At 67.4% G+C, this 19,650-nt stretch carries 20 protein-coding genes; 13 read left to right on the top strand and 7 right to left on the bottom strand.

Going from position 1 to position 19,650, the window contains the following annotated elements:
* A complete protein-coding gene (locus tag ABQE44_RS08255; protein ID WP_448429085.1) occupies positions 1 to 1,422 on the top strand; it encodes an MCE family protein in 1,422 nt (473 codons plus the stop codon).
* A gap of 49 nt (positions 1,423 to 1,471) precedes the next feature.
* Positions 1,472 to 2,356 carry a class A beta-lactamase gene (gene bla, locus ABQE44_RS08260; protein WP_448429086.1) on the top strand — a complete coding sequence of 295 codons (885 nt, stop codon included), beginning with the start codon at positions 1,472 to 1,474 and terminating at the stop codon, positions 2,354 to 2,356.
* 226 nt (positions 2,357 to 2,582) lie between these two features.
* Here the strand turns inward: bla and ABQE44_RS08265 are convergent, their stop codons facing one another.
* A complete protein-coding gene (locus ABQE44_RS08265; protein ID WP_448429088.1) occupies positions 2,583 to 3,488 on the bottom strand; it encodes an NAD-dependent epimerase/dehydratase family protein in 906 nt (301 codons plus the stop codon).
* 58 nt (positions 3,489 to 3,546) lie between these two features.
* Positions 3,547 to 4,998, bottom strand: a complete 1,452-nt coding sequence (locus ABQE44_RS08270) for a PE family protein (protein ID WP_448429090.1) — start codon at positions 4,996 to 4,998, stop codon at positions 3,547 to 3,549.
* Positions 4,999 to 5,364: 366 nt separating this feature from the next.
* Between ABQE44_RS08270 and dapB the strand changes: the two genes are divergently transcribed.
* Genes dapB through ABQE44_RS08290 form a run of 4 tightly spaced genes read left to right on the top strand, consistent with a single transcriptional unit; the run spans position 5,365 to position 7,496 of the window.
* On the top strand, positions 5,365 to 6,102 hold the full coding sequence (dapB, locus tag ABQE44_RS08275) for a 4-hydroxy-tetrahydrodipicolinate reductase (protein ID WP_448429092.1): 738 nt from the start codon (positions 5,365 to 5,367) through the stop codon (positions 6,100 to 6,102).
* Positions 6,099 to 6,566, top strand: coding sequence for a tetratricopeptide repeat protein (locus ABQE44_RS08280; RefSeq protein WP_448429094.1), 468 nt, complete (start codon positions 6,099 to 6,101; stop codon positions 6,564 to 6,566). The genes dapB and ABQE44_RS08280 overlap by 4 nt, the downstream gene beginning before the upstream one ends.
* On the top strand, positions 6,563 to 7,018 hold the full coding sequence (locus tag ABQE44_RS08285; protein WP_448391007.1) for a flavodoxin family protein: 456 nt from the start codon (positions 6,563 to 6,565) through the stop codon (positions 7,016 to 7,018). Before ABQE44_RS08280 ends, ABQE44_RS08285 begins: the two co-directional genes overlap by 4 nt.
* A 16-nt stretch (positions 7,019 to 7,034) precedes the next feature.
* Complete coding sequence (locus ABQE44_RS08290; protein ID WP_448391008.1) at positions 7,035 to 7,496, top strand: hypothetical protein; 462 nt, start codon at positions 7,035 to 7,037, stop codon at positions 7,494 to 7,496.
* Here the strand turns inward: ABQE44_RS08290 and ABQE44_RS08295 are convergent.
* Both ABQE44_RS08295 and ABQE44_RS08300 read right to left on the bottom strand, forming a co-directional pair.
* A complete protein-coding gene (locus tag ABQE44_RS08295; protein ID WP_448391010.1) occupies positions 7,493 to 8,416 on the bottom strand; it encodes an HpcH/HpaI aldolase/citrate lyase family protein in 924 nt (307 codons plus the stop codon). The two genes, ABQE44_RS08290 and ABQE44_RS08295, sit on opposite strands and share 4 nt — an antisense overlap.
* A 43-nt stretch (positions 8,417 to 8,459) precedes the next feature.
* Positions 8,460 to 9,200 (bottom strand): dienelactone hydrolase family protein, encoded by a 741-nt coding sequence (locus tag ABQE44_RS08300; protein WP_448391011.1) that lies wholly within the window; start codon positions 9,198 to 9,200, stop codon positions 8,460 to 8,462.
* A gap of 43 nt (positions 9,201 to 9,243) precedes the next feature.
* On the opposite strand from ABQE44_RS08300, the gene ABQE44_RS08305 reads away from it, so the two are divergent.
* The 3 genes from ABQE44_RS08305 (at position 9,244) to ABQE44_RS08315 (ending at position 11,898) form a co-directional block, all read left to right on the top strand.
* On the top strand, positions 9,244 to 10,044 hold the full coding sequence (locus tag ABQE44_RS08305) for a thymidylate synthase (protein ID WP_448391012.1): 801 nt from the start codon (positions 9,244 to 9,246) through the stop codon (positions 10,042 to 10,044).
* Between the two features lie 22 nt (positions 10,045 to 10,066).
* Positions 10,067 to 10,558 carry a dihydrofolate reductase gene (locus ABQE44_RS08310; RefSeq protein ID WP_448391013.1) on the top strand — a complete coding sequence of 164 codons (492 nt, stop codon included), beginning with the start codon at positions 10,067 to 10,069 and terminating at the stop codon, positions 10,556 to 10,558.
* 110 nt (positions 10,559 to 10,668) lie between these two features.
* Positions 10,669 to 11,898 carry a winged helix-turn-helix domain-containing protein gene (locus tag ABQE44_RS08315; protein WP_448429096.1) on the top strand — a complete coding sequence of 410 codons (1,230 nt, stop codon included), beginning with the start codon at positions 10,669 to 10,671 and terminating at the stop codon, positions 11,896 to 11,898.
* A 3-nt stretch (positions 11,899 to 11,901) separates the two neighbouring features.
* Here the strand turns inward: ABQE44_RS08315 and ABQE44_RS08320 are convergent, their stop codons facing one another.
* The gene (locus ABQE44_RS08320) at positions 11,902 to 12,201 is read right to left on the bottom strand and encodes a DUF4193 domain-containing protein (RefSeq protein WP_448429098.1); all 300 of its coding nucleotides are present in this window, start codon (positions 12,199 to 12,201) and stop codon (positions 11,902 to 11,904) included.
* Between the two features lie 144 nt (positions 12,202 to 12,345).
* On the opposite strand from ABQE44_RS08320, the gene thyX reads away from it, so the two are divergent.
* The 3 genes from thyX to ABQE44_RS08335 are packed head-to-tail and all read left to right on the top strand — an operon-like array spanning position 12,346 to position 15,716.
* Positions 12,346 to 13,110: an FAD-dependent thymidylate synthase gene (thyX, locus tag ABQE44_RS08325; RefSeq protein ID WP_448429100.1), complete on the top strand. Its 765-nt coding sequence runs from the start codon at positions 12,346 to 12,348 to the stop codon at positions 13,108 to 13,110.
* Between the two features lie 24 nt (positions 13,111 to 13,134).
* Positions 13,135 to 14,037: a 4-hydroxy-tetrahydrodipicolinate synthase gene (dapA, locus tag ABQE44_RS08330; protein ID WP_448429102.1), complete on the top strand. Its 903-nt coding sequence runs from the start codon at positions 13,135 to 13,137 to the stop codon at positions 14,035 to 14,037.
* Positions 14,037 to 15,716 carry a ribonuclease J gene (locus ABQE44_RS08335; RefSeq protein ID WP_448429104.1) on the top strand — a complete coding sequence of 560 codons (1,680 nt, stop codon included), beginning with the start codon at positions 14,037 to 14,039 and terminating at the stop codon, positions 15,714 to 15,716. The genes dapA and ABQE44_RS08335 overlap by 1 nt, the downstream gene beginning before the upstream one ends.
* Positions 15,717 to 15,800: 84 nt before the next feature.
* On the opposite strand, the gene ABQE44_RS08340 is transcribed toward ABQE44_RS08335, so the two are convergent.
* Both ABQE44_RS08340 and ABQE44_RS08345 read right to left on the bottom strand, forming a co-directional pair.
* Positions 15,801 to 16,613: a mycofactocin-coupled SDR family oxidoreductase gene (locus tag ABQE44_RS08340; RefSeq protein WP_448429106.1), complete on the bottom strand. Its 813-nt coding sequence runs from the start codon at positions 16,611 to 16,613 to the stop codon at positions 15,801 to 15,803.
* Entirely contained in the window at positions 16,613 to 16,927 is a 315-nt protein-coding gene (locus tag ABQE44_RS08345) for a putative quinol monooxygenase (RefSeq protein WP_448429108.1), read from the bottom strand. Before ABQE44_RS08345 ends, ABQE44_RS08340 begins: the two co-directional genes overlap by 1 nt.
* 227 nt (positions 16,928 to 17,154) lie before the next feature.
* On the opposite strand from ABQE44_RS08345, the gene ABQE44_RS08350 reads away from it, so the two are divergent.
* Complete coding sequence (locus tag ABQE44_RS08350) at positions 17,155 to 19,638, top strand: FtsK/SpoIIIE family DNA translocase (protein WP_448429110.1); 2,484 nt, start codon at positions 17,155 to 17,157, stop codon at positions 19,636 to 19,638.
* Positions 19,639 to 19,650: the final 12 nt, after the last annotated feature.

A 19,650-nucleotide genomic window follows, 5' to 3' on the forward strand; every position in this document is an offset into this window, starting at 1 on the left:
ATGCGGCCCAACCGTCGAATTTTGACTCAGCTGGCACTTTTCGTGGTGATCACCGTATCCGGAGGCGCCATCATGACGCTGAACTACATGCGCCTGCCCGAACTGCTGTTCGGTGCCGGGCACTACCGGGTGATCGTCGAACTCCCCGCCGCGGCGGGTTTGTACAAAAACGGCAACGTCACCTACCGAGGCACCGAGGTGGGTCGTGTGCACGACATCCGATTGAGCGGTGACATAGTGGTGGCTGAGTTGTCGTTGACATCGGGAATCCCCATCCCAGCTGACCTTGACGCCAGCGTGCACAGCCAGTCCGCCATCGGTGAGCAGTACGTGGCGCTTTCGCCGCGGGTGGACCACGGCCCCATGTTGCAGGAGGGCGACGTGATTCCGCTCAATCGGACTTCGGTGCCCCCCGACATCAACGCGCTCTTGAATGCGACCAACACCGGGCTGGAGGCGATTCCGCGCGATAACTTGCGAACCGCCGTCGACGAGGCGTACCTGGCGTTCGGTGGACTGGGACCCGAGCTGTCTCGGTTGGTCCGCGGATCCATCACGCTGGCCACCGATGCGCGCGCCGACCTGCCCGCACTCACCGGCTTGATCGAGGATGCGCCTCCGGTGCTCGAAACTCAAACCCGCACCGCCGGTTCGGTCCGCGCATGGTCGACCCATCTCGCCGACATCACCGACCAAGTCCGGGCACATGACGCCGAGCTGACTCGGTTACTCGAACGAGGCCCCGGCGCGGCCGACGAGTTGCGCCAAGCGGTGGACCTTGTTCAGCCCACGCTTCCCGTCTTGCTGGCGAACCTGGTCAGCGTCGGAGAAGTCGCACTGACCTACCAGAACAGCATCGAGCAGCTTCTGGTGCTCTTACCGCAGAACACCGCTGTGGTGCAGGGAGCGGGCCTGGCCAACCGGAATGTCAAGGGGCCTTACAAGGGGGGATACCTGAGTTTCAATCTGAATGTCAATCTGCCGCCGGTTTGCGCCACCGGATATCTGCCTGCGCAACAGCGAAGATCACCCAGCGAGACCGATTATCCGGCCCGCCCGGCCGGCGACATCTACTGCCGGATCCCTCAGGACGCTCCGTTCAACGTCCGTGGCGCACGCAACCTTCCGTGTCAAACCCGCCCGGGTAAGCGGGCGCCCACGGTGCGGATGTGTGAAAGTGAGGAGAACTACGTCGCGCTCAACGACGGCTTCAACTGGAAAGGTGATCCCAACGCCACGTTGTCCGGACAGCCGATTCCGCAGCTGGCACCGCCGATGTCTCCGATTGCGACCGCGGACTACGACCCCGCAACCGGGGCGTACCGAGGTCCCGACGGGCAACTGTTCACCCAGTCCGACCTCGGGCGGAGTGCGCAGGGGCAAACGTGGCAATCAATGCTCGTTCCGCCACAACCGAATTGACCCCGGGCGTGCTGAAACCAGCGCGGACGGATCATCTACGCTGGGGCCGATGATTTCACTGTCCCGGCGGCACCTGCTGATCGGCGGGCTCACGCTCGCAGCGGCCGCAAGCACCCAGAGAATCGCCCTCGCCGACCCGGCTCCCACCCTCGAGGCCCAGATCGCCGACTTGGAGCGCAAGCATGCCGCGTTGATCGGGATCTTCGCGGCGAACCCGGATTCCGGGACCACGGTGGCGCACCGGGCACAGGAGCGGTTCGCGATGTGCTCGACGTTCAAGACCTACGCGGCCGCGCGGGTGCTGCAGTTGGCCCAACGCGGCGAATTGTCGTTGGACCAACGGATGTTCGTCGACCCCACCGACATCGTGATCAACTCGCCGGTCACCGAAGCGCATGCCGGCGGCGAGATGACGCTGGCCGAACTGTGTCAGGCGGCGTTGCAGCGCAGCGATAACACCGCAGCCAACCTGCTGCTGGTTAGGCTCGGCGGACCGCAGGCCATCACGGAGTTCGCGCGCAGCATCGGCGACCAGGAGTCGCGGTTGGACCGTTGGGAACCGGCGTTGAACGCGGGGATCCCCGGCGACCCGCGCGACACCAGCACCCCGGAGGCGCTGGGCGGCGGCTACCGCAACCTGCTGGCCGGCGACGTCCTCGCCTTACCGCAGCGCAGCCGGCTCGAGGAGTGGATGCGCGCGAACCAGACGTCGAGCATGCGGGCCGGGCTACCGCCGGGGTGGACCAGCGCGGACAAGACCGGCAGCGGCGACTACGCCAGCACGAACGACGTCGGCATCGCGTACGGCCCCGACGGTCAGCAGATTCTTCTCGCGCTGATGCTCCGCACGCAGACAAGCGATCCGAACGCCCAGGGCTTGCGCCCGCTGATCGGTGAGGTCACGGGCCTGGTCCTGCCGGCTCTGTTGGCATAACCACAACCAGCGCCGCCCGACCTCCCCTCATGGCCGGGGGCGATCTGGTTTGAGCGGCTGTCCCCCCGCGTGTGATACGCCAGCCGCTGAAGACAACGCTATGACATACCGCCCGGGGAGGAATCGGGCAAAACCCTATACTTCCCAGCCACCGCCCCCTATGTCATTTTCCGCACAGCTGCTGGATTAGCGCTCGGAGCAGGACAGATGCCGGATCGGTGTGTGGCTATGGCGCCGCGAGTTCCGGGTGAAACGACGCCACCACTCGGCGCATGCCGTCGCGCCAGTCGACCGTGGTGCTAGTGCCGACGAGCTCGCGTAACTGCGTGATGTCGACCGGATTGCCGCGCAGCGCCTGCTGGCTCACCTCGAAGACCGGCGTACGGTCGATCAGCGAGCCGAGATAAGCGCACCACTGCTGGAGGCTGACGATCTGCTCGCCGGCCCAGTTGACCGTGGTGGCCGGGACCGACGCCGCCTCGAGCATTTTCGGGAGGGTGGCGATGATGTCGTCCTCGTGGATCGGGTTGTATTGCGCCTCGTCACCGGGCGGAACGGGGATCGGCATGCCCGCCAGCATCATCTCCATGTGGAAGTACGGCCAGCCGCCGTTGTCGCCGTAGGGAACGTTGAGGCGCGCGATCGTGGTCGGCACGCCCAGCGCGCGGGCCATCGAGCGCGCGACCACTTCCCCGGCGATCTTGGAAATGGAATACGTTGGGAACAGCCACTTGTGGTTGTCCCCGAGCGCGGTCCGCTCGGTGCGCGGCTGATCGTCGGGCGGATCGTAGACCGCCGCCGAGGAGCAGTGCAGGAACGCCTCGGCGTCGGCGCAGTGCGCCATGAGCAGGCCCACCGACTCCGCGTTGGCGGCCAGGTCCTTGTCCCATCTGCCGCTCTTGGCGACGGCGAAGTTGAGGACGTAGTCGAAGTCCGATGGGAGCGAGGTGAAATCGCCTGCGGCCAGGTTGACCGTCACACAGCGCACACCGGCCAGCTCAAGGCGGTCCCGCGCGGTCGGGTCGGTGAAGCGGGCGATGCCCCACACTTCGTTGTCGGCCGAAAGCGCTTGGGCCACGGGCGACGCCACCTGACCCGTCACACCCGAGATCAGGATCTTGGCGTCATGCATGCGGTGATGGTAGGCCCCCGCCGGGGCTTACCGTCGCCACTTTGCCGTCGTCGGCCGGTTAGCCGTCGGACCCGCTGCCGCCGCCGAGGCCGCCGGAACCACCGTCGCCGCCGGCTCCGCCGGTACCGGTCCCGGTGCCTGTGCTGCCGCTGCCGCCCGTCGCGCCGTCACCGCCGTTGCTCAGCAGTCCGCCGCCGTCTCCGCCGTTGCCCCCATCGCCGCCGGCGCTGTCGCCCGCGTTGCCCGAGGACGCGTCGCCACCGATGCCGCCGCTGCCGCCACCGCCGATCACGCTGCCGCCTGAGCCGCCGTCGCCGCCGTCACCTGCGGTGGAGTCGCTGGCGGCGCCAGTTCCAGAGCTGATCGCGTCGCCGCCCTCACCGCCGTCGCCACCGGTGCCGAGCAGCCCGGTGTGCCCGGCACCGCCGCCGTCGCCTCCGTTGGTGGCGCCTATCGACGTTGCGTCACCGCCGTCGCCACCATCCCCGCCGCTGCCCAACACCCCGGTGTCCGCGCCGTCTCCGCCCTCGCCGCCGGTGGCCGTGCCGGTGGTGCTGGTCGCGTCGCCGCCACCGCCGCCGTTGCCCGCCGGCCCGAGCACGATCGAACCGTCGCCCGCGGCGCCGCCGTCGCCGCCGGTGGCGTTGTTGAAGTTGGTTCCCGCATCGCCGCCGTCCCCGCCGTCACCACCGGTGCCGAGCAGCACGGTGTGCCCACCGTCGCCGCCGTTGCCGCCGGTCGCGGGCCCCACGATCACGCCGTTGCTGTCGCCGCCGTCGCCGCCGTCGCCCGCGTTGCCGAAGACGATGCCGGAGGCACCACCATCGCCGCCGTCGCCACCCGGACCCAGCAACCCGGTGCTGCCCTCACCGCCGTCGCCGCCGGTGCCGAGCAGGATGCCACCGTTGCCGCCGTCGCCGCCGTCGACGCCGGGTGCAAGCGGGTTACCGGTTCCGCCGTCGCCACCGTTGCCGATCAGGCCCGCGTTACCGCCGTCGCCGTCGAACAGCGACGTGCCGCCGCTGCCGAGGACCAGGCCGCCGTTGCCGCCGTCGCCGGTGAGCGAGATACCACCATTGCCGATCAACACGGCGCCGTTGCCGCCGGTTCCGGTGCCCGACGCGCCGCCCTGCCCGATCACCAGGCCGCCGTTGCCGCCGTCGCCGTTGACCGATGAACCGCCGCTGCCGAACAGCAGACCGCCGTTGCCGCCGTCGCCGTTGACCGACGATCCGCCGCTGCCGATCAGCAGGCCCGCGTTGCCCCCGTCACCGTCGACCGACGAGGCGCCGTTACCGATCAACGGCTTGAGCAGGTTCTTGAGCAGGCTGCCCAGGAAGACCAGTTGGACGTCACCTTGTGCGGTCGCGATCGTGGCGGGCGCTGCGACCGACGTCACCGCGGGCGCGCTCAGCGTGACGGTCAAACCCGCGGCGCCACCACCGGCGAGCACACCGGCGGCGAGCGTAGCCGTCAGCATCGTCTTCTTGGAGTTTGTTGCGCTGGCCATCGCACGGTCCCTTCGCTGTTGCGGTCGATCAGCTAACTATGTTCAGAATCTCAGCAATATAATGGCATGTTTATAACAAAGTCAGCGGAGAACCTCCCACAATGATGAATGTCGAACTACACATTGACATGGATCGCGCTTGAATGCCCTGTGTACTGGCATGACACGCTCTTTATTAACGATTGACGTCAATTTCTGGTCCGATGGGTGTTTCGCTATCCGTCTATATGGAGACATCATTAGGCCGATTAAACACCAGCGTCAGTTAACTAGCGATAGATATATGGCAACGTTGATCACGGCAGGTGCGCGGGTCAGCGTACTTGCCGCCCCTATCGTCATTCGGCACGTCGATAAGGTGTCTGCATGCGCGTCGGAGTGCTGGGAGCCAAGGGCAAGGTCGGTGCCACGATGGTGCAGGCGGTGCAGGCGGCAGAGAACCTGACTTTCACTGCCGGCGTCGACGCCGGTGACCCGCTGGGTCAATTGGTGGAAACCGACACCGACGTGGTGATCGACTTCACCCATCCCGACGTGGTGATGGACAACCTGAAGTTTCTGGTAGACAACGGTATTCACGCCGTCGTCGGCACGACCGGCTTCACCGACGAACGGTTGGCCCAGGTGCGGACCTGGTTGGCCGACAAACCGGACGTTGCGGTGCTGATCGCGCCGAACTTCGCGATCGGCGCCGTGCTGTGCATGCACTTCGCCCGCCAGGCGGCCCGCCACTTCGAGTCCGTCGAGGTCATCGAACTGCACCATCCGCACAAGGCCGACGCACCTTCGGGCACGGCGACACGGACTGCGCAGTTGATCGCCGAGGCGCGGAAAGATCTGCCGCCCAATCCCGATGCCACCAGCACCGCACTCGACGGGGCGCGCGGCGCCGATGTCGGCGGCGTCCCGGTGCACTCCGTGCGGCTGGCCGGGCTGGTCGCGCACCAGGAAGTGCTGTTCGGTACGCAGGGGGAGACGCTCACGATCAGGCACGACAGCATCGACCGGACCTCCTTCGTGCCCGGTGTGCTGCTGGCGGTGCGCCGGGTGTCCGAGCGACCCGGGCTCACGATAGGTATCGAGCCGCTGCTCGATCTCGAATGACCGAGAGCGGCCGCGCACTGCGCATCCAACTGCTGATCGGCTTCATGTGCGTCGCGCTGGTCGTCTATTTCCTGCTGCTCGGCCGCATCGCGATGGCTTTCATCGGCACCGGGGAGGGCGCCGCCATCGGCCTCGGGCTCGCGTTGATGGTCTTTCCGATGATCGGGGCATGGGCGATGGTCAGCACGCTGCGCAGCGGGCTCACCCATCAGCGGCTGGCGCGCATCGCCACCGAGGAAGGGATGGAACTCGACGTCAGCGCGCTGCCGCGGATGGCATCGGGCCGCATCCAACGCGAGGCGGCCGACGCGTTGTTCGTCACCGTGCGCGAGGAACTGGAGAACGACCCGGACAACTGGCGGCGCTGGTATCGGCTCGCGCGCGCCTATGACTACGCCGGCGACCGCAGCCGCGCGCGGGAGGCGATGAGGAAGGCAGTCGAAATGGAGGCGCGCTCACCATGAGCAAGACGCTGCTCGTCGTGCACCACACCCCGTCCCCGGGAACCCGGGAACTCCTGGAGGCCGTCCTGGACGGTGCCAAGGATCCCGAGATCACCGGCGTCGACGTCGAGGTGCGGCCGGCGTTGGCCGCGACCCTGCCCGATGTGCTCGACGCCGACGGCTACCTGTTCGGCACCACCGCCAACTTCGGCTACATGAGCGGCGCCCTCAAACACTTTTTCGACACCGTGTACTACCCCAGCCTCGATCACGTCGCCGGCCGGCCCTACGGGCTTTGGGTGCACGGCAACAACGACACCGCAGGCGCGGTCAACGCGGTAGAAAAGCTTGCGACCGGGCTGGCGCTCGCCAAGTCCGCCGATGCGCTCGAGATCGTCGGCGGTATCGACAGTGGCGTTCGCGAGCGCGCCTATGAACTCGGCGGCACTTTGGCTGCCATGCTGATGGAATGACGGAGGGGACGCAGTAATGCCGGGTATCGCCGAATTGGCCTTGGGCGCAGCACCTATCGCCGGCGGTGCCATGCTGGGCGTCATCGCAGGTAACCTCAAACCGCCCGACGTGCGCGGCCAGATCGTCAAGGATATCGATCTGCTGGAACGCATTCCGCCCGATCAGACGGAGCGCCGCGCGCGGCTACAGGCCAGCATCGACCAGCGCATCGACGACCTGATCGCGGCCGGCGAACGCAGTCGCCAACTGCGCGCGGCTGCGTTGTCATACACGGGCAACTGGCGTGACATCGTGGTGTTTTTGTGCGCGGTGCTGTTCACGATCGTGTGGTGGAACGTCAGCCACGACCGCTCCAACTGGCTGGTGATGTTCATCGCGATGATCGTGCTCTCGGTCGCCGCCGGAATCTACGCCGGACGCGGCGCCCTGCGCGCGGTCAAGACGTTCCTGGGCAAGCAGGACGACGACAAACCCTAGTAGTGGTAGGTGTCCGACGGCGCCGGGATGTGTGCGGGATCGTCGACGTCGTCGTACTCGGGCACCTCGATGCCGTACGCGCGCGCCAGGTCGAGGATCTTGTTCGCCCGCGCGATGCGCGGCAGGTCCGAGCCGTTGCGGATCTCGCCGCCGTCACGGTCGAACTCGACGAAAAACTCTTTGGCCCAGGCGATTTCATCAGGGGACGGAGAAAGGCCCTCGTTCACCGTCGGGCACTGTTCCGGGGTGAGGCAGATCTTGCCGGTCATGCCGAACTCGGCTGACACCGCGGTCGCTTCGCTGAGCACCAGCGCACTGTGCCCGACGGTCGGCCCGTCGATCGCGCTCGGCAGGCGGGCCGCCTTGGCTGCGATCGTGAAGCGCGACCGCGCATAGGCCAGCGTCGTCGGGTTGTCGCCAAAACCGGTGTCGCGGCGGAAGTCGCCGATGCCGAAGGCGAGCCGGAACGTGCCCTTGGTGGCGGCGATCTGCGTGATGCGTTCCAACCCGCGCGCGGTTTCCACCAGCGCCACGATCGGAACGTTGGGTAGCCGATTGGCGGTTTCGGTGACGTGGTCGACGGACTCGACCATCGCCAGCATCACACCGCCGACCGAGGTGTCGGCCAGCATCGCCAGGTCGTCTGCCCACCACGGGGTGCCGAAGCCGTTGACGCGTACCCAGTCGCTGTTGCCCTCGGCCAGCCACCGGATCACGTTGTCGCGGGCGGTGGCCTTGTCCTTCGGGGCGACGGCGTCTTCGATGTCGAGGACGACGATGTCGGCGCGCGACCGCGCCGCGGGTGCGAAACGCTCGTACTGCGCGCCGTTGACCAGAAGCCAGCTGCGGGCGAGCACCGGATCGATACGGAATCCGGCGTCGCTGGCGGCCGGTTGGTCAGCCTGCTGCTGGTCGTGCATCTGATAATCGTCGCGTATCGCTCGGTGGCGCTCGGTCGCAGGGTCAGTTCGGCAGCGCGGTCTCGAACAGGTCCTGCAGTGCGACCCAGTGCCGTTCGGCGGCTTCCTCGTCGTACGGCGCGTTGTCGGGAACCGCGAAACCGTGTCCGGCGGGATAGAACTCGACGGTGTGGTTGACGCCAGCGGCGGTCAGCGCCTTCTCCAGCGTCTCGGCGTCACGGCGGGTGAAGCCCTGGTCGTCTTTGGCCCCCGCGACGTACACGGTGGCCTGGATCTGATCGGCGAGCAGATGCGGGCTGGTGGGCTCGTCGGTGACCAGACCGCTGGCGTGAAACGAGCCCGCCGCGGCGACCCGGTCGGGCACCCGCCCGGCCACGATCACCGAGGTGCGCCCGCCCATGCAGTATCCGCATACGCCGAACGCGTCGCCCTTGACCTCGGGGCGTGCGGCCAGAAAGTCGAAGAACGCCGTCGCGTCCGTGGCCATCATTTCCGGAGTGATGCTCTGGATCATGCGGAACAGCCGCGAGCGTTGCTTACCGTCGGTGAAGACCGTCGCCATGTCGAACGGCGCCCAGTCGCCGTGGCGGTAGTACACGTCGGGCAGCAACACCGCGTGGCCGAAGCCGGCGAGGCGGGCCGCCATGTCCTGGAAGAGGTCGCGCACACCGCCGGCGTCGACGTACATGACCACGCCGGTCCACGGGCCGCTGCCGTTGGGGGTGTGCAGGGTGACGGGGCAGGTGCCGTCGGGGGTGGTGATGGTGGTGGAGATACTCGGCATGGCTTCCGTTCTACCCGTCCGGTCTCGGACTAGGCTTAGCGGCGTGCCGATCGCCACACCGTATGAGGACCTTCTGCGCCTGGTGCTCGAGTCCGGCACGCCGAAATCCGACCGGACCGGCACCGGCACCCGCAGCGTGTTCGGCCATCAGATGCGCTATGACCTGACGGTCGGCTTCCCGTTGATCACCACCAAGAAGGTGCACACCAAGTCCATCGTCTACGAGCTGCTGTGGTTCTTGCGCGGCGACTCCAATGTGCGGTGGCTACAGGAGCGCGGTGTCACCATTTGGGACGAATGGGCAAGTGACACAGGTGAGCTCGGGCCGGTCTACGGTGTGCAGTGGCGGTCGTGGCCCACCCCGTCGGGGGAGCGCATCGACCAGATCAGCGCCGCGCTCGAACTGCTCAAGACCGACCCGGATTCGCGGCGCATCATCGTCTCGGCGTGGAACGTCGGCGAGATCGCGCAGATGGCGCTGCCGCCGTGTCATGCGTTCTTCCAGTTCTACGTCGCCGAGGGGCGGCTGAGCTGCCAGCTGTACCAGCGCAGTGCCGACCTGTTTCTCGGCGTGCCGTTCAACATCGCCAGCTATGCGCTGCTCACCCACATGATGGCCGCGCAGGCCGGGCTGGACGTCGGCGACTTCATCTGGACCGGCGGCGACTGCCACATCTACGACAACCATGTCGAACAGGTCACCGAACAGCTCAGCCGGGATCCCCGCCCGTACCCAGAACTCGTTCTGGCGCCGCGAGATTCGATCTTCGACTACACCTACGAAGACATCGCGATCCTCAACTACGACCCGCATCCGGCGATCAAGGCCCCCGTGGCCGTATGAGGCCTGCTCGCAGGGCCGAATCATGACCAAGAGGCTGGTCGGGCTGATCTGGGCTCAGTCGACCTCGGGGGTCATCGGCCGCGACGGCACCATCCCGTGGCGCCTGCCGGAGGACCAGGCCAGGTTCAAACAGATCACCATGGGCCACACCGTGGTGATGGGGCGGCTGACGTGGGAGTCGCTGCCGGGCAAGGTGCGTCCGCTGCCAAAGCGGCGAAACATCGTCCTGACCCGCCGCGCCGACTACGTGGCCGACGGCGCCGAGGTGGTCAGCGGACTCGACGATGCGCTCACCGACGACACGACCTGGGTGATCGGCGGCGCGGAGGTGTACGCGGCGGCGCTGGCCGTCGCGACGCACTGTGAGGTCACCGAGGTCGACATCGAGCTGCCGCGCCGAGACGGGGATGCGGTGGCGCCGATGCTCGACGAATCCTGGGTCGGCGAAGCGGGGGAGTGGCAGACCAGCAGTTCGGGGCTGCGCTACCGGTTCTACAGCTACCGGCGCGCATAACAGGTCGCCGTCGCGAGCGCTCAGCTAGGTACGCTTTCGACCGCGATTTGCGTACGTAACTGAGCGCTCGGCGAAGGGGATGTCGGTGGCGTGCGGCAGGATGGCTTCCCGTGGCGACCAGACTTTCGGCGGCCCAGGCGCGCCGGATCGCCGTCGCGGCCCAAGGCCTCGCCGAACCCCGGCCGACGGGCCCGGTAACCCGCGCCCACCTGCGGCGGCTGATTTCGCGGATCCAGGTGCTGCAGCTGGACTCTGTGTCGGTGGCGGTGCGGGCGCATTACGCGCCGGTGTTCAGCCGGCTCGGGCCCTACGACCGCGATGTGCTCGACCGGGCGGCGTGGAGCCACACCGCGCGCTCACCGCGGCTGCTCGTCGAGTACTGGGCGCACGAAGCCGCGTTGATGGCCGTGGACGACTGGCCGCTGCTGCGCTGGCGCATGCGCGAATACACCCATGGGCGGTGGGGCACCCACATCGTCAAGAAGAACCCGCGGCTGGCCGAGAAGATCCTCGCGGCAGTGCACGAACTCGGGCCCTCGACGGCCGGGCAGATCGAGGCGCATCTGGGCGCCGAACAACGTGGCCGCAAGGGCCCAGCCAAAAAGGGGATGTGGGACCGCAGCGACACCAAATGGGTGACCGAGGCGCTGTTCGCGTCCGGGCAGTTGACGACGGCCACCCGCGTCGGCTTCGCGCGTCACTACGACCTGACCGAGCGGGTGCTGCCTGCGGAGGTCGTCGGGCGGGAGGTGGCCGACGACGACGCGATCCGGCAGCTGACGTTGCGTGCCGCAGGTGCGCTGGGGGTGGCCACCGAGGCCGATATCCGCGACTATTTCCGGTTGTCGCCGCGCCAGTCCAAACCCGCCGTGGCCGACCTGGTGGCCGACGGCGAGCTGGAAGCCGTCGAGGTGGACGGTTGGCAGGCGCCCGCCTATCTGCGGGCTGGTCAGAAGGTGCCGCGCCGCGAGCGCGGGACGGCGCTGTTGTGCCCGTTTGATCCGCTGATCTTCTTCCGGCCGCGCGTCGAGCGGCTGTTCGGCGGGTTTCACTACCGTATCGAGATCTACACGCCCGCGGCCAAGCGCCGCTACGGGTACTACGTATGGCCGTTTCTGCTCGACGGCATGCTGGTCGGGCGCGTCGACCTGAAAGCCGACCGGGCCAACGACGCGCTGCACGTCGTGGGCGCCCTCGCCGAGCCGGAGCAGACGCCGTCGCGGATCGCCGGACCGCTGGCCCGAGAGCTGCGCACGATGGCGTCGTGGCTGAACCTGTCGCAGGTGACCGTGGGGACCCGAGGCGAGCTGGCGGTGCCGCTCGTCGCGGCCCTGCGGTGAACCTCAGGCGCAGTCGGCGCAGAGCGTCTGGCCGCCCGACTGGCGCGCGATCCGGCTTCGGTGCTGCACCAAAAAGCAACTCGAGCAGGTGAACTCGTCGGCCTGCTTCGGCACCACCCGCACGGTCAGCTCTTCACCGGAGAGGTCGGCGCCGGGCAGGTCGAGCGAATCGACGGCGTCGCCGTCGTCGACATCCAGTACTGCGACATCGACCTGACGGCGCCGTGCGGCGATTTCCTGAACCGACTCATCGGCGATGTCGTCGGTGTCTTTGACGCGAGGTGCGTCGTAATCGGTGGACATTCGTCACACTCCCTATTGCTAAGGCGAACAGTGCTTGTTAACACCTGCCGGGATCCGCTTTGTTCCCCGTCCGGCACGGACGCAAACCCACCACGGCATAACGGCCGCCCGAGCAGGTCAGCGTGGCCGCGTTAGGGTGAGCGCGTGGCCGAGACCGCGCCGCTGCGCGTGCAGTTGATCGCCAGGACGGAGTTCCTGGCGCCCGCCGACGTGCCCTGGGGCACCGACGCCGAGGGCGGACCGGCCCTCGTGGAGTTCGCCGGACGGGCCTGCTATCAGAGTTGGTCCAAGCCCAACCCGCGCACCGCGACCAACGCCGCCTACGTGCGGCACATCATCGACGTCGGGCACTTCTCGGTGCTCGAGCATGCGTCGGTGTCGTTCTACATCACCGGCATCTCCCGGTCGTGCACCCACGAGTTGATCCGACACCGGCACTTCTCCTATTCGCAGCTGTCTCAGCGTTTCGTTCCCGAGCACGACGCTCAGGTGGTGGTGCCGCCGGGTATGGAGGACGACGCCGAGTTGCAGAAGATCTTCACCGAGGCCGCCGACGCCAGCCGGGCGGCCTATGTGGAGCTGCTGACCAAGCTGGAGGCCAAGCTCATGGGCGGTAAGCCCGCAGACAAACTGGGCGTGCTGCGGCGCAAGCAGGCCCGGCAGGCGGCCCGCTCGGTGTTGCCGAACGCCACCGAGACGCGCATCGTCGTCACCGGCAACTACCGCGCCTGGCGGCATTTCATCGCGGCCCGGGCCAGCGAGCAGGCCGATCTGGAGATCCGGCAGTTGGCCATCGAATGCCTGCGCCAACTGACCGCAGCCGCCCCTGCGGTGTTCGCCGACTTCGAGATCGCGACGCTCGCGGACGGCACCGAGGTGGCCACCAGCCCACTCGCTACGGAATCGTGAGGTCGAGCGGGTAATCTAGGCGCCGTGACGACCAGTGGATTCGACGCATCTGCCCGCTTTGGCACGGTGCTGACTGCGATGGCGACGCCGTACGGATCCGACGGCTCTGTCGACACCGACGCTGCGGTACAACTGGCCACCCACCTCATCGATGCCGGCTGTGACGGGTTGGTGCTGTCGGGCACCACTGGTGAGTCGCCGACCACGGCCGACTACGAGAAGGTCACCATGCTGCGTGCGGTGGTTGACGCGGTGGGCGACCGGGCGCGCATCATCGCCGGGGCGGGCAGCAACGACACCGAGCACAGCGTGCGGCTGGCCGAGACGTGCGCGGGTGTGGGCGCCCACGGGTTGCTGGTGGTTACGCCGTATTACTCGCGGCCTTCGCAGGCCGGTCTCATTGCGCATTTCACCGCTGTCGCCGACGCCACCACGCTGCCGGTGTTGCTCTACGACATTCCGCCCCGGTCGGTGGTCCCGATCCACTCCGACACTTTGCGCACGCTTGCCGAGCATCCCAACATCGTCGGGGTCAAGGACGCCAAGGGGGACCTGCACGCCGGCGCGCAGGTGATGGCCGAGACGGGCTTGGCCTACTACTCCGGCGACGACGCGCTCAACTTGCCCTGGCTGGCGATGGGGGCTACCGGGTTCATCAGCGTGATCGCGCACTTCGCCGCGAGCCAGCTGCGCGAGTTGATCACCGCTTTTCACGCCGGCGACATCGCCACCGCCCGCAAGGTCAACGCCTCGATCGCGCCGCTCTGCAACGCGATGTCGCGGCTGGGTGGTGTGCCGATGGTCAAGGCCGGTCTGCGGTTACAGGGCATCGAGACCGGTGATCCACGCCTGCCGCTGGTGGCGCCGAGCCCCGACGAGGTCGACGCACTGGCCGCCGATATGCGGGCTGCTTCGGTGTTGCAATAGTGGACGAACAACTCAAGCCCCCGGGACCGCTGGCCCCAGGTGCTCTGCGGGTCACCGCGCTGGGCGGGATCAGCGAAATCGGCCGCAACATGACCGTTTTCGAGCACCTTGGTCGGCTGCTGATCATCGACTGCGGGGTGTTGTTTCCGACCCATGACGAACCGGGCGTCGACCTGATTCTGCCCGATCTGCGCCTCATCGAGAACCGCCTCGACGAGGTGGAGGCGCTGATTTTGACCCACGCGCACGAGGACCACATCGGCGCGATCCCGTTTCTGCTCAAGATGCGCCCCGACATCCCGGTCGTCGGGTCGAGGTTCACCCTTGCGCTGGTCGCCGAGAAGTGCCGTGAACACCGCATCAAACCGGTGTTCATCGAGGTCGACGCCGATCAGAGCTCAACGCACGGGGTGTTCGAATGTGAATACTTCGCGGTCAACCACTCGATCCCCGGCTGCCTGGCCGTCGCGGTCCACACCGGCGCGGGCACGGTGCTGCACACCGGTGACATCAAGCTCGACCAGTCTCCGCCCGACGGCCAACCGACCGATCTGCCGGGTATGTCGCGGCTCGGCGACGCCGGGGTGGATCTGTTCCTGTGCGATTCGACGAACGCCGAGCTGCCCGGCGTCGGCCCGTCGGAAAGTGAGATCGGGCCGAACATGCACCGGCTGATACGCAGTGCGCAGGGCCGGGTCATCGTGGCGTGCTTCGCTTCCAACGTCGGTCGTGTGCAACAGATCATCGATGCCTCGGTCGCGCTCGGTCGCAAGGTGTCGTTCGTCGGCCGGTCGATGGTGCGCAACATGGGGATCGCCAAGGAACTTGGCTATCTCAGAGTCGCCAACGACGACGACATCATCGATATCGGCGTAGCGGAGACGTTGCCGCCCGAGCAGGTGGTCCTGCTCACCACGGGGACACAGGGTGAGCCGATGGCCGCCCTCTCGCGGATGTCGCGCGGTGAGCACCGCAGCATCACGCTGACTTCGGGCGACCTCATCATCATGTCGTCCTCGCAGATACCCGGCAACGAGGAAGCGATCTTCGGCGTGCTGGATGCGCTGGCCAAGATCGGTGCGCGCGTCGTGACCAACCAGCAGGTGCGCGTGCATGTATCCGGTCATGCGTACGCCGGTGAACTGCTGTTCCTCTACAACGGAGTACGGCCGCGCAACGTCATGCCGGTGCACGGCACGTGGCGGATGATGCGCGCGAACGCGGCGCTGGCCGCGCGCACCGGAGTACCGGAGGAACACATCGTGCTGGCGGAGAACGGCGTCAGCGTTGATCTGGCGGCCGGCCGGGCGTCGATCGCCGGCGCGGTGCCGACCGGCAAGATGTTCGTCGACGGGTTGATCACCGGCGACGTCGGTGAAACGGTGGTCGGCGAACGCCTCACGCTCTCTTCGGGTTTCATCGCGGTGACGGTGGTGGTGCGGCGTGGAACCGGACGTGCGGCCGCACCCGCGCATCTGCACTCGCGCGGATTCTCCGAGGATCCGAAGTCGCTGGAACCCGCCACGCGCAAGGTCGAGGAAGCGTTGGAAGGCCTTGCCGCCGAGAACGTCACCGACGTCACGCGCATCGCCCAGGCGGTGCGCCGCGCGGTCGGCAAGTGGGTGGGGGAGACCTACCGTCGTCAGCCGATGATCGTGCCGACGGTCATCGAGGTCTGAGGCCCTTGCCGCGAAACGTATTCCCGCAGGGCTCTACTCGACCTTTCTCTGCGGATTTACAGTTTCGACGAATCGTGAGCCATCTCAGCGCTTGTTGACCGATCCGGCGTCCACCGGCAGCGCCACCCCGGTGATGTAGCGCGCCCCGTCGGACACCAGCCAGGCCACCGCGTCGGCGATGTCGTCGACTGAGAGCACCTGGACCGGCAACGCGTTGCCCATCTCCTGGGGTGTCTTTTCCTCGATACTGCCCAGCCATTGTCGGGTGGCGTCATTGTTGATCATCGGGGTGTCCACGCCGGCCGGATGGATGGAGTTGACTCGGACGCTGTGCTGGGCAAGCAGGTTGGCGTAGAGCCGCATCAAACCGACGATGCCGTGTTTGGCGGCGACGTACCCGATGGCGCCGGCGTCGTCGCTGCCGACACCGATCAACCCGGCCACCGAACTGGTGAGCACGATCGAACCACCCTGGCCCTGCTGCACCAGCGTCGGGATCGCGACCTCGACGGTGTGGTGCACACCGGTGAGGTTGACGTCGATGACGTCGCGCCAGCCGTCGGCGCCGGCCTGCATGGGCGCGATGCCGGCGTTGGCGATGACGATGTCGAGCCGTCCGAGCTCGTCGATCCCGGCCTGCAGCGCGGAGGCCAGCGCGCCCTGGTTGCGAACGTCGGCCTGGCGGGCCACGATTCGCGCGCCGGTGTCTTCGACGAGCTTGACGGTCGCCGCGAGATCGTCAGGGGTGGCCAGGGGATAGGGCACCGACGCGATCTGGGCGCAGATGTCGACCGCGATGATGTCGGCGCCTTCGGAGGCCAGTCTGACCGCCTCCGCGCGGCCCTGGCCGCGAGCGGCGCCCGTGATGAACGCAACCTTGCCGTCGAGGCCGCCCATCAGCTGCGCAGCTGACCCTTGCTCGGATCACCGGCGACCACCGGCTGCAGCATCTTGATGTCCGGCGCGCCGTCCAAATGCTCACCGACCGTGCCGAACAGGGTCGCGACCGCCGGTGCGGCGCTGTGGGCCTGCAGGGCGTCGGCATCGGCCCACTGTTCGACGAACACGAACGTGCCGTCGGCTTCGTGCAGCGCATACAGCTCGCAGCCGGGTTCCTGGTGCACCGCCTCGACGGCCTGCTGGCAGGCCTCCCGCACGGTGTCCACGGACTCGGGCTTGGCGGTCATGGTTGCGACGACGACGATCGGCATGGGCGATGAGCTCCTCGATGAGTGCCTGCTGGACGAGTGCACAGCCTACTGCCCGCCGTTCAGACCACGTACACCTACGTCGCGACCGGCGCGACCACCGCAATAGCGGCATACGCAGCGAAAACATGTTTCGGCACGGGTATGCCTGCTTGGAGCCGAAGTGATACCTTTCTGTGACCAGTGTGGCAGATGTTGTTTCTGGGGCTGTTGCGACTAGGCTGACAGGTATGGCTAGCAAGACCGTCGCGCGCTCTGGAACCCGTTCGAACAGGTCAAAGGCCGGTTCACGGGGCGGGTCGCGCTCGGCGCCACGGCGCAAGCCGGCGCCGCGGCGACACCCGTCGCCGGTCGCCACCGCCGGCGCCACCGTGGGCCGCGGCATGCGGGCAGGCTGGCTGATGCTCGCCAAGGGCGCGGGGTCGACGGCTCGTTCGGTCGGTCGCGCCCGCGACCTCGAACCGGGACACCGCCGCGATGGCATCGCGCTGGCGCTGCTGGGCATCGCGGTGGTGATCGTCGCGAGTTCCTGGTTCGACGCGGCCCGACCCGTCGGGGAGTGGATCGACACGTTCCTGCGGGTGCTCATCGGTTCCGCGGTGGTGCTGCTGCCGATCGTGCTGGTCGCCGTGGCGCTGGTGCTGATGCGCACCGAACCCGATCCCGACGCCCGGCCACGCCTGGTCCTCGGCGCGGCGATGATCGCGCTGCCGGCGCTGGGCCTGTGGCATCTGTGGGCCGGCTCGCCCGTCGATCCGGCCGCCCGCCAGCACGCCGCCGGGTTCCTCGGGTTCGCGATCGGCGGTCCGCTCTCTGACGGCCTCACCGCGTGGATCGCGGCGCCGCTGCTGTTCATGGGGGTGCTCTTCGGTGTTCTGCTGGTCACCGGGACGACGATTCGTGAGGTGCCGTCGACGCTGCAGATGATGTTTTCCACGCGCGGCTTCGGTGGCGAGCACGACGACGAGGACTACGACGACGAGGACGACGCCGTCGCCGCGCAGGCCGACGATTTCTCCGACGGCTACTACGACGATCCCGCCGGATACGGCGACGACGGGGCGCAGGCGTGGCCGACCGGCTCGCCGATGGACAACTACCCGATCGACGACGAGGCTCCCACCGTTCCGGAGCCGACCGCTCGGCCCCGAAAGAAGAAACCCACCAAGAAGCAGGCGCTCTCACTGGACCGCGTGGTCGAGGGTCCCTACACGCTGCCGCCGCTGGACCTGTTGATCGTGGGCGATCCGCCCAAGCTGCGCAGCGCGGCCAACGACCGGATGGTCGACGCCATCAACGAGGTGCTCCAGCAGTTCAAGGTCAACGCATCGGTCACCGGTTGCACCCGCGGCCCGACCGTCACCCGCTACGAAGTCGAGTTGGGCCCGGGCGTAAAGGTCGAGAAAATCACAGCGCTGCACCGCAATATCGCCTACGCGGTGGCCACCGAGAGCGTGCGGATGCTGGCGCCGATCCCCGGCAAGTCGGCGGTGGGTATCGAGGTACCCAACACCGACCGGGAGATGGTGCGCCTCGCCGACGTGCTGACCGATCCGTCCACCCGCGGCGACCACCACCCGTTGGTCATCGGGCTCGGCAAAGACATTGAGGGCGAATATATCTCGGCCAACCTCGCGAAGATGCCGCACCTGCTGGTGGCCGGCTCTACCGGCTCGGGTAAGTCGAGCTTCGTCAACTCGATGCTGATCTCGCTGCTGGCGCGGGCCACCCCGGAAGAGGTCAGGATGATCCTGATCGACCCGAAGATGGTGGAACTCACCCCGTACGAAGGCATTCCGCACCTGATCACGCCGATCATCACGCAGCCCAAGAAAGCGGCCGCCGCGCTGGCGTGGCTGGTCGAGGAGATGGAGCAGCGATACCAGGACATGCAGGCCTCCAAGGTGCGCCACATCGACGACTTCAACAAGAAGGTGCGCTCCGGAGAGATCACCACGCCGCTGGGCAGCCAGCGCGAGTACAGGCCGTACCCGTACGTGGTGGCGATCGTTGACGAGTTGGCCGACCTGATGATGACCGCTCCGCGCGACGTCGAAGACGCGATCGTGCGTATCACGCAGAAGGCCCGCGCCGCGGGGATCCACCTCGTGCTGGCGACCCAGCGGCCCTCGGTCGACGTGGTCACCGGCCTGATCAAGACCAACGTGCCGTCCCGGTTGGCGTTCGCGACGTCGTCGCTGACCGACAGCCGCGTGATCCTCGACCAGCAGGGCGCCGAAAAGCTGATCGGCATGGGCGACGGGCTGTTTCTGCCGATGGGCGCCAACAAGCCGATCCGCCTACAGGGCGCGTTCATCACCGACGACGAGATCCACGCCGTCGTCGAGGCCACCAAGGCCCAGGCCGAGCCCGAATACACCGAGGGCGTCACCACTGCGAAGACCACCAGCGAACGCACCGACGTCGACCCCGACATCGGCGACGATATGGACGTCTTCCTGCAGGCCGTGGAGCTGGTGGTGTCCAGCCAATTCGGCTCGACGTCGATGCTGCAGCGCAAACTGCGGGTGGGCTTCGCCAAGGCCGGCCGGTTGATGGACCTGATGGAGACCCGCAACATCGTCGGCCCCAGCGAAGGCTCCAAGGCGCGCGAGGTGCTGGTCAAGCCCGACGAGCTGGCGGCCACGCTGGCGTCGATCCGCGGTACCGGCGACAACGGTGACGACGACGAGGGCGCCGACGACACGGAGTGAGCATGTCTGGCG

The organism is Mycolicibacterium sp. XJ2546, assembly GCF_053483195.1.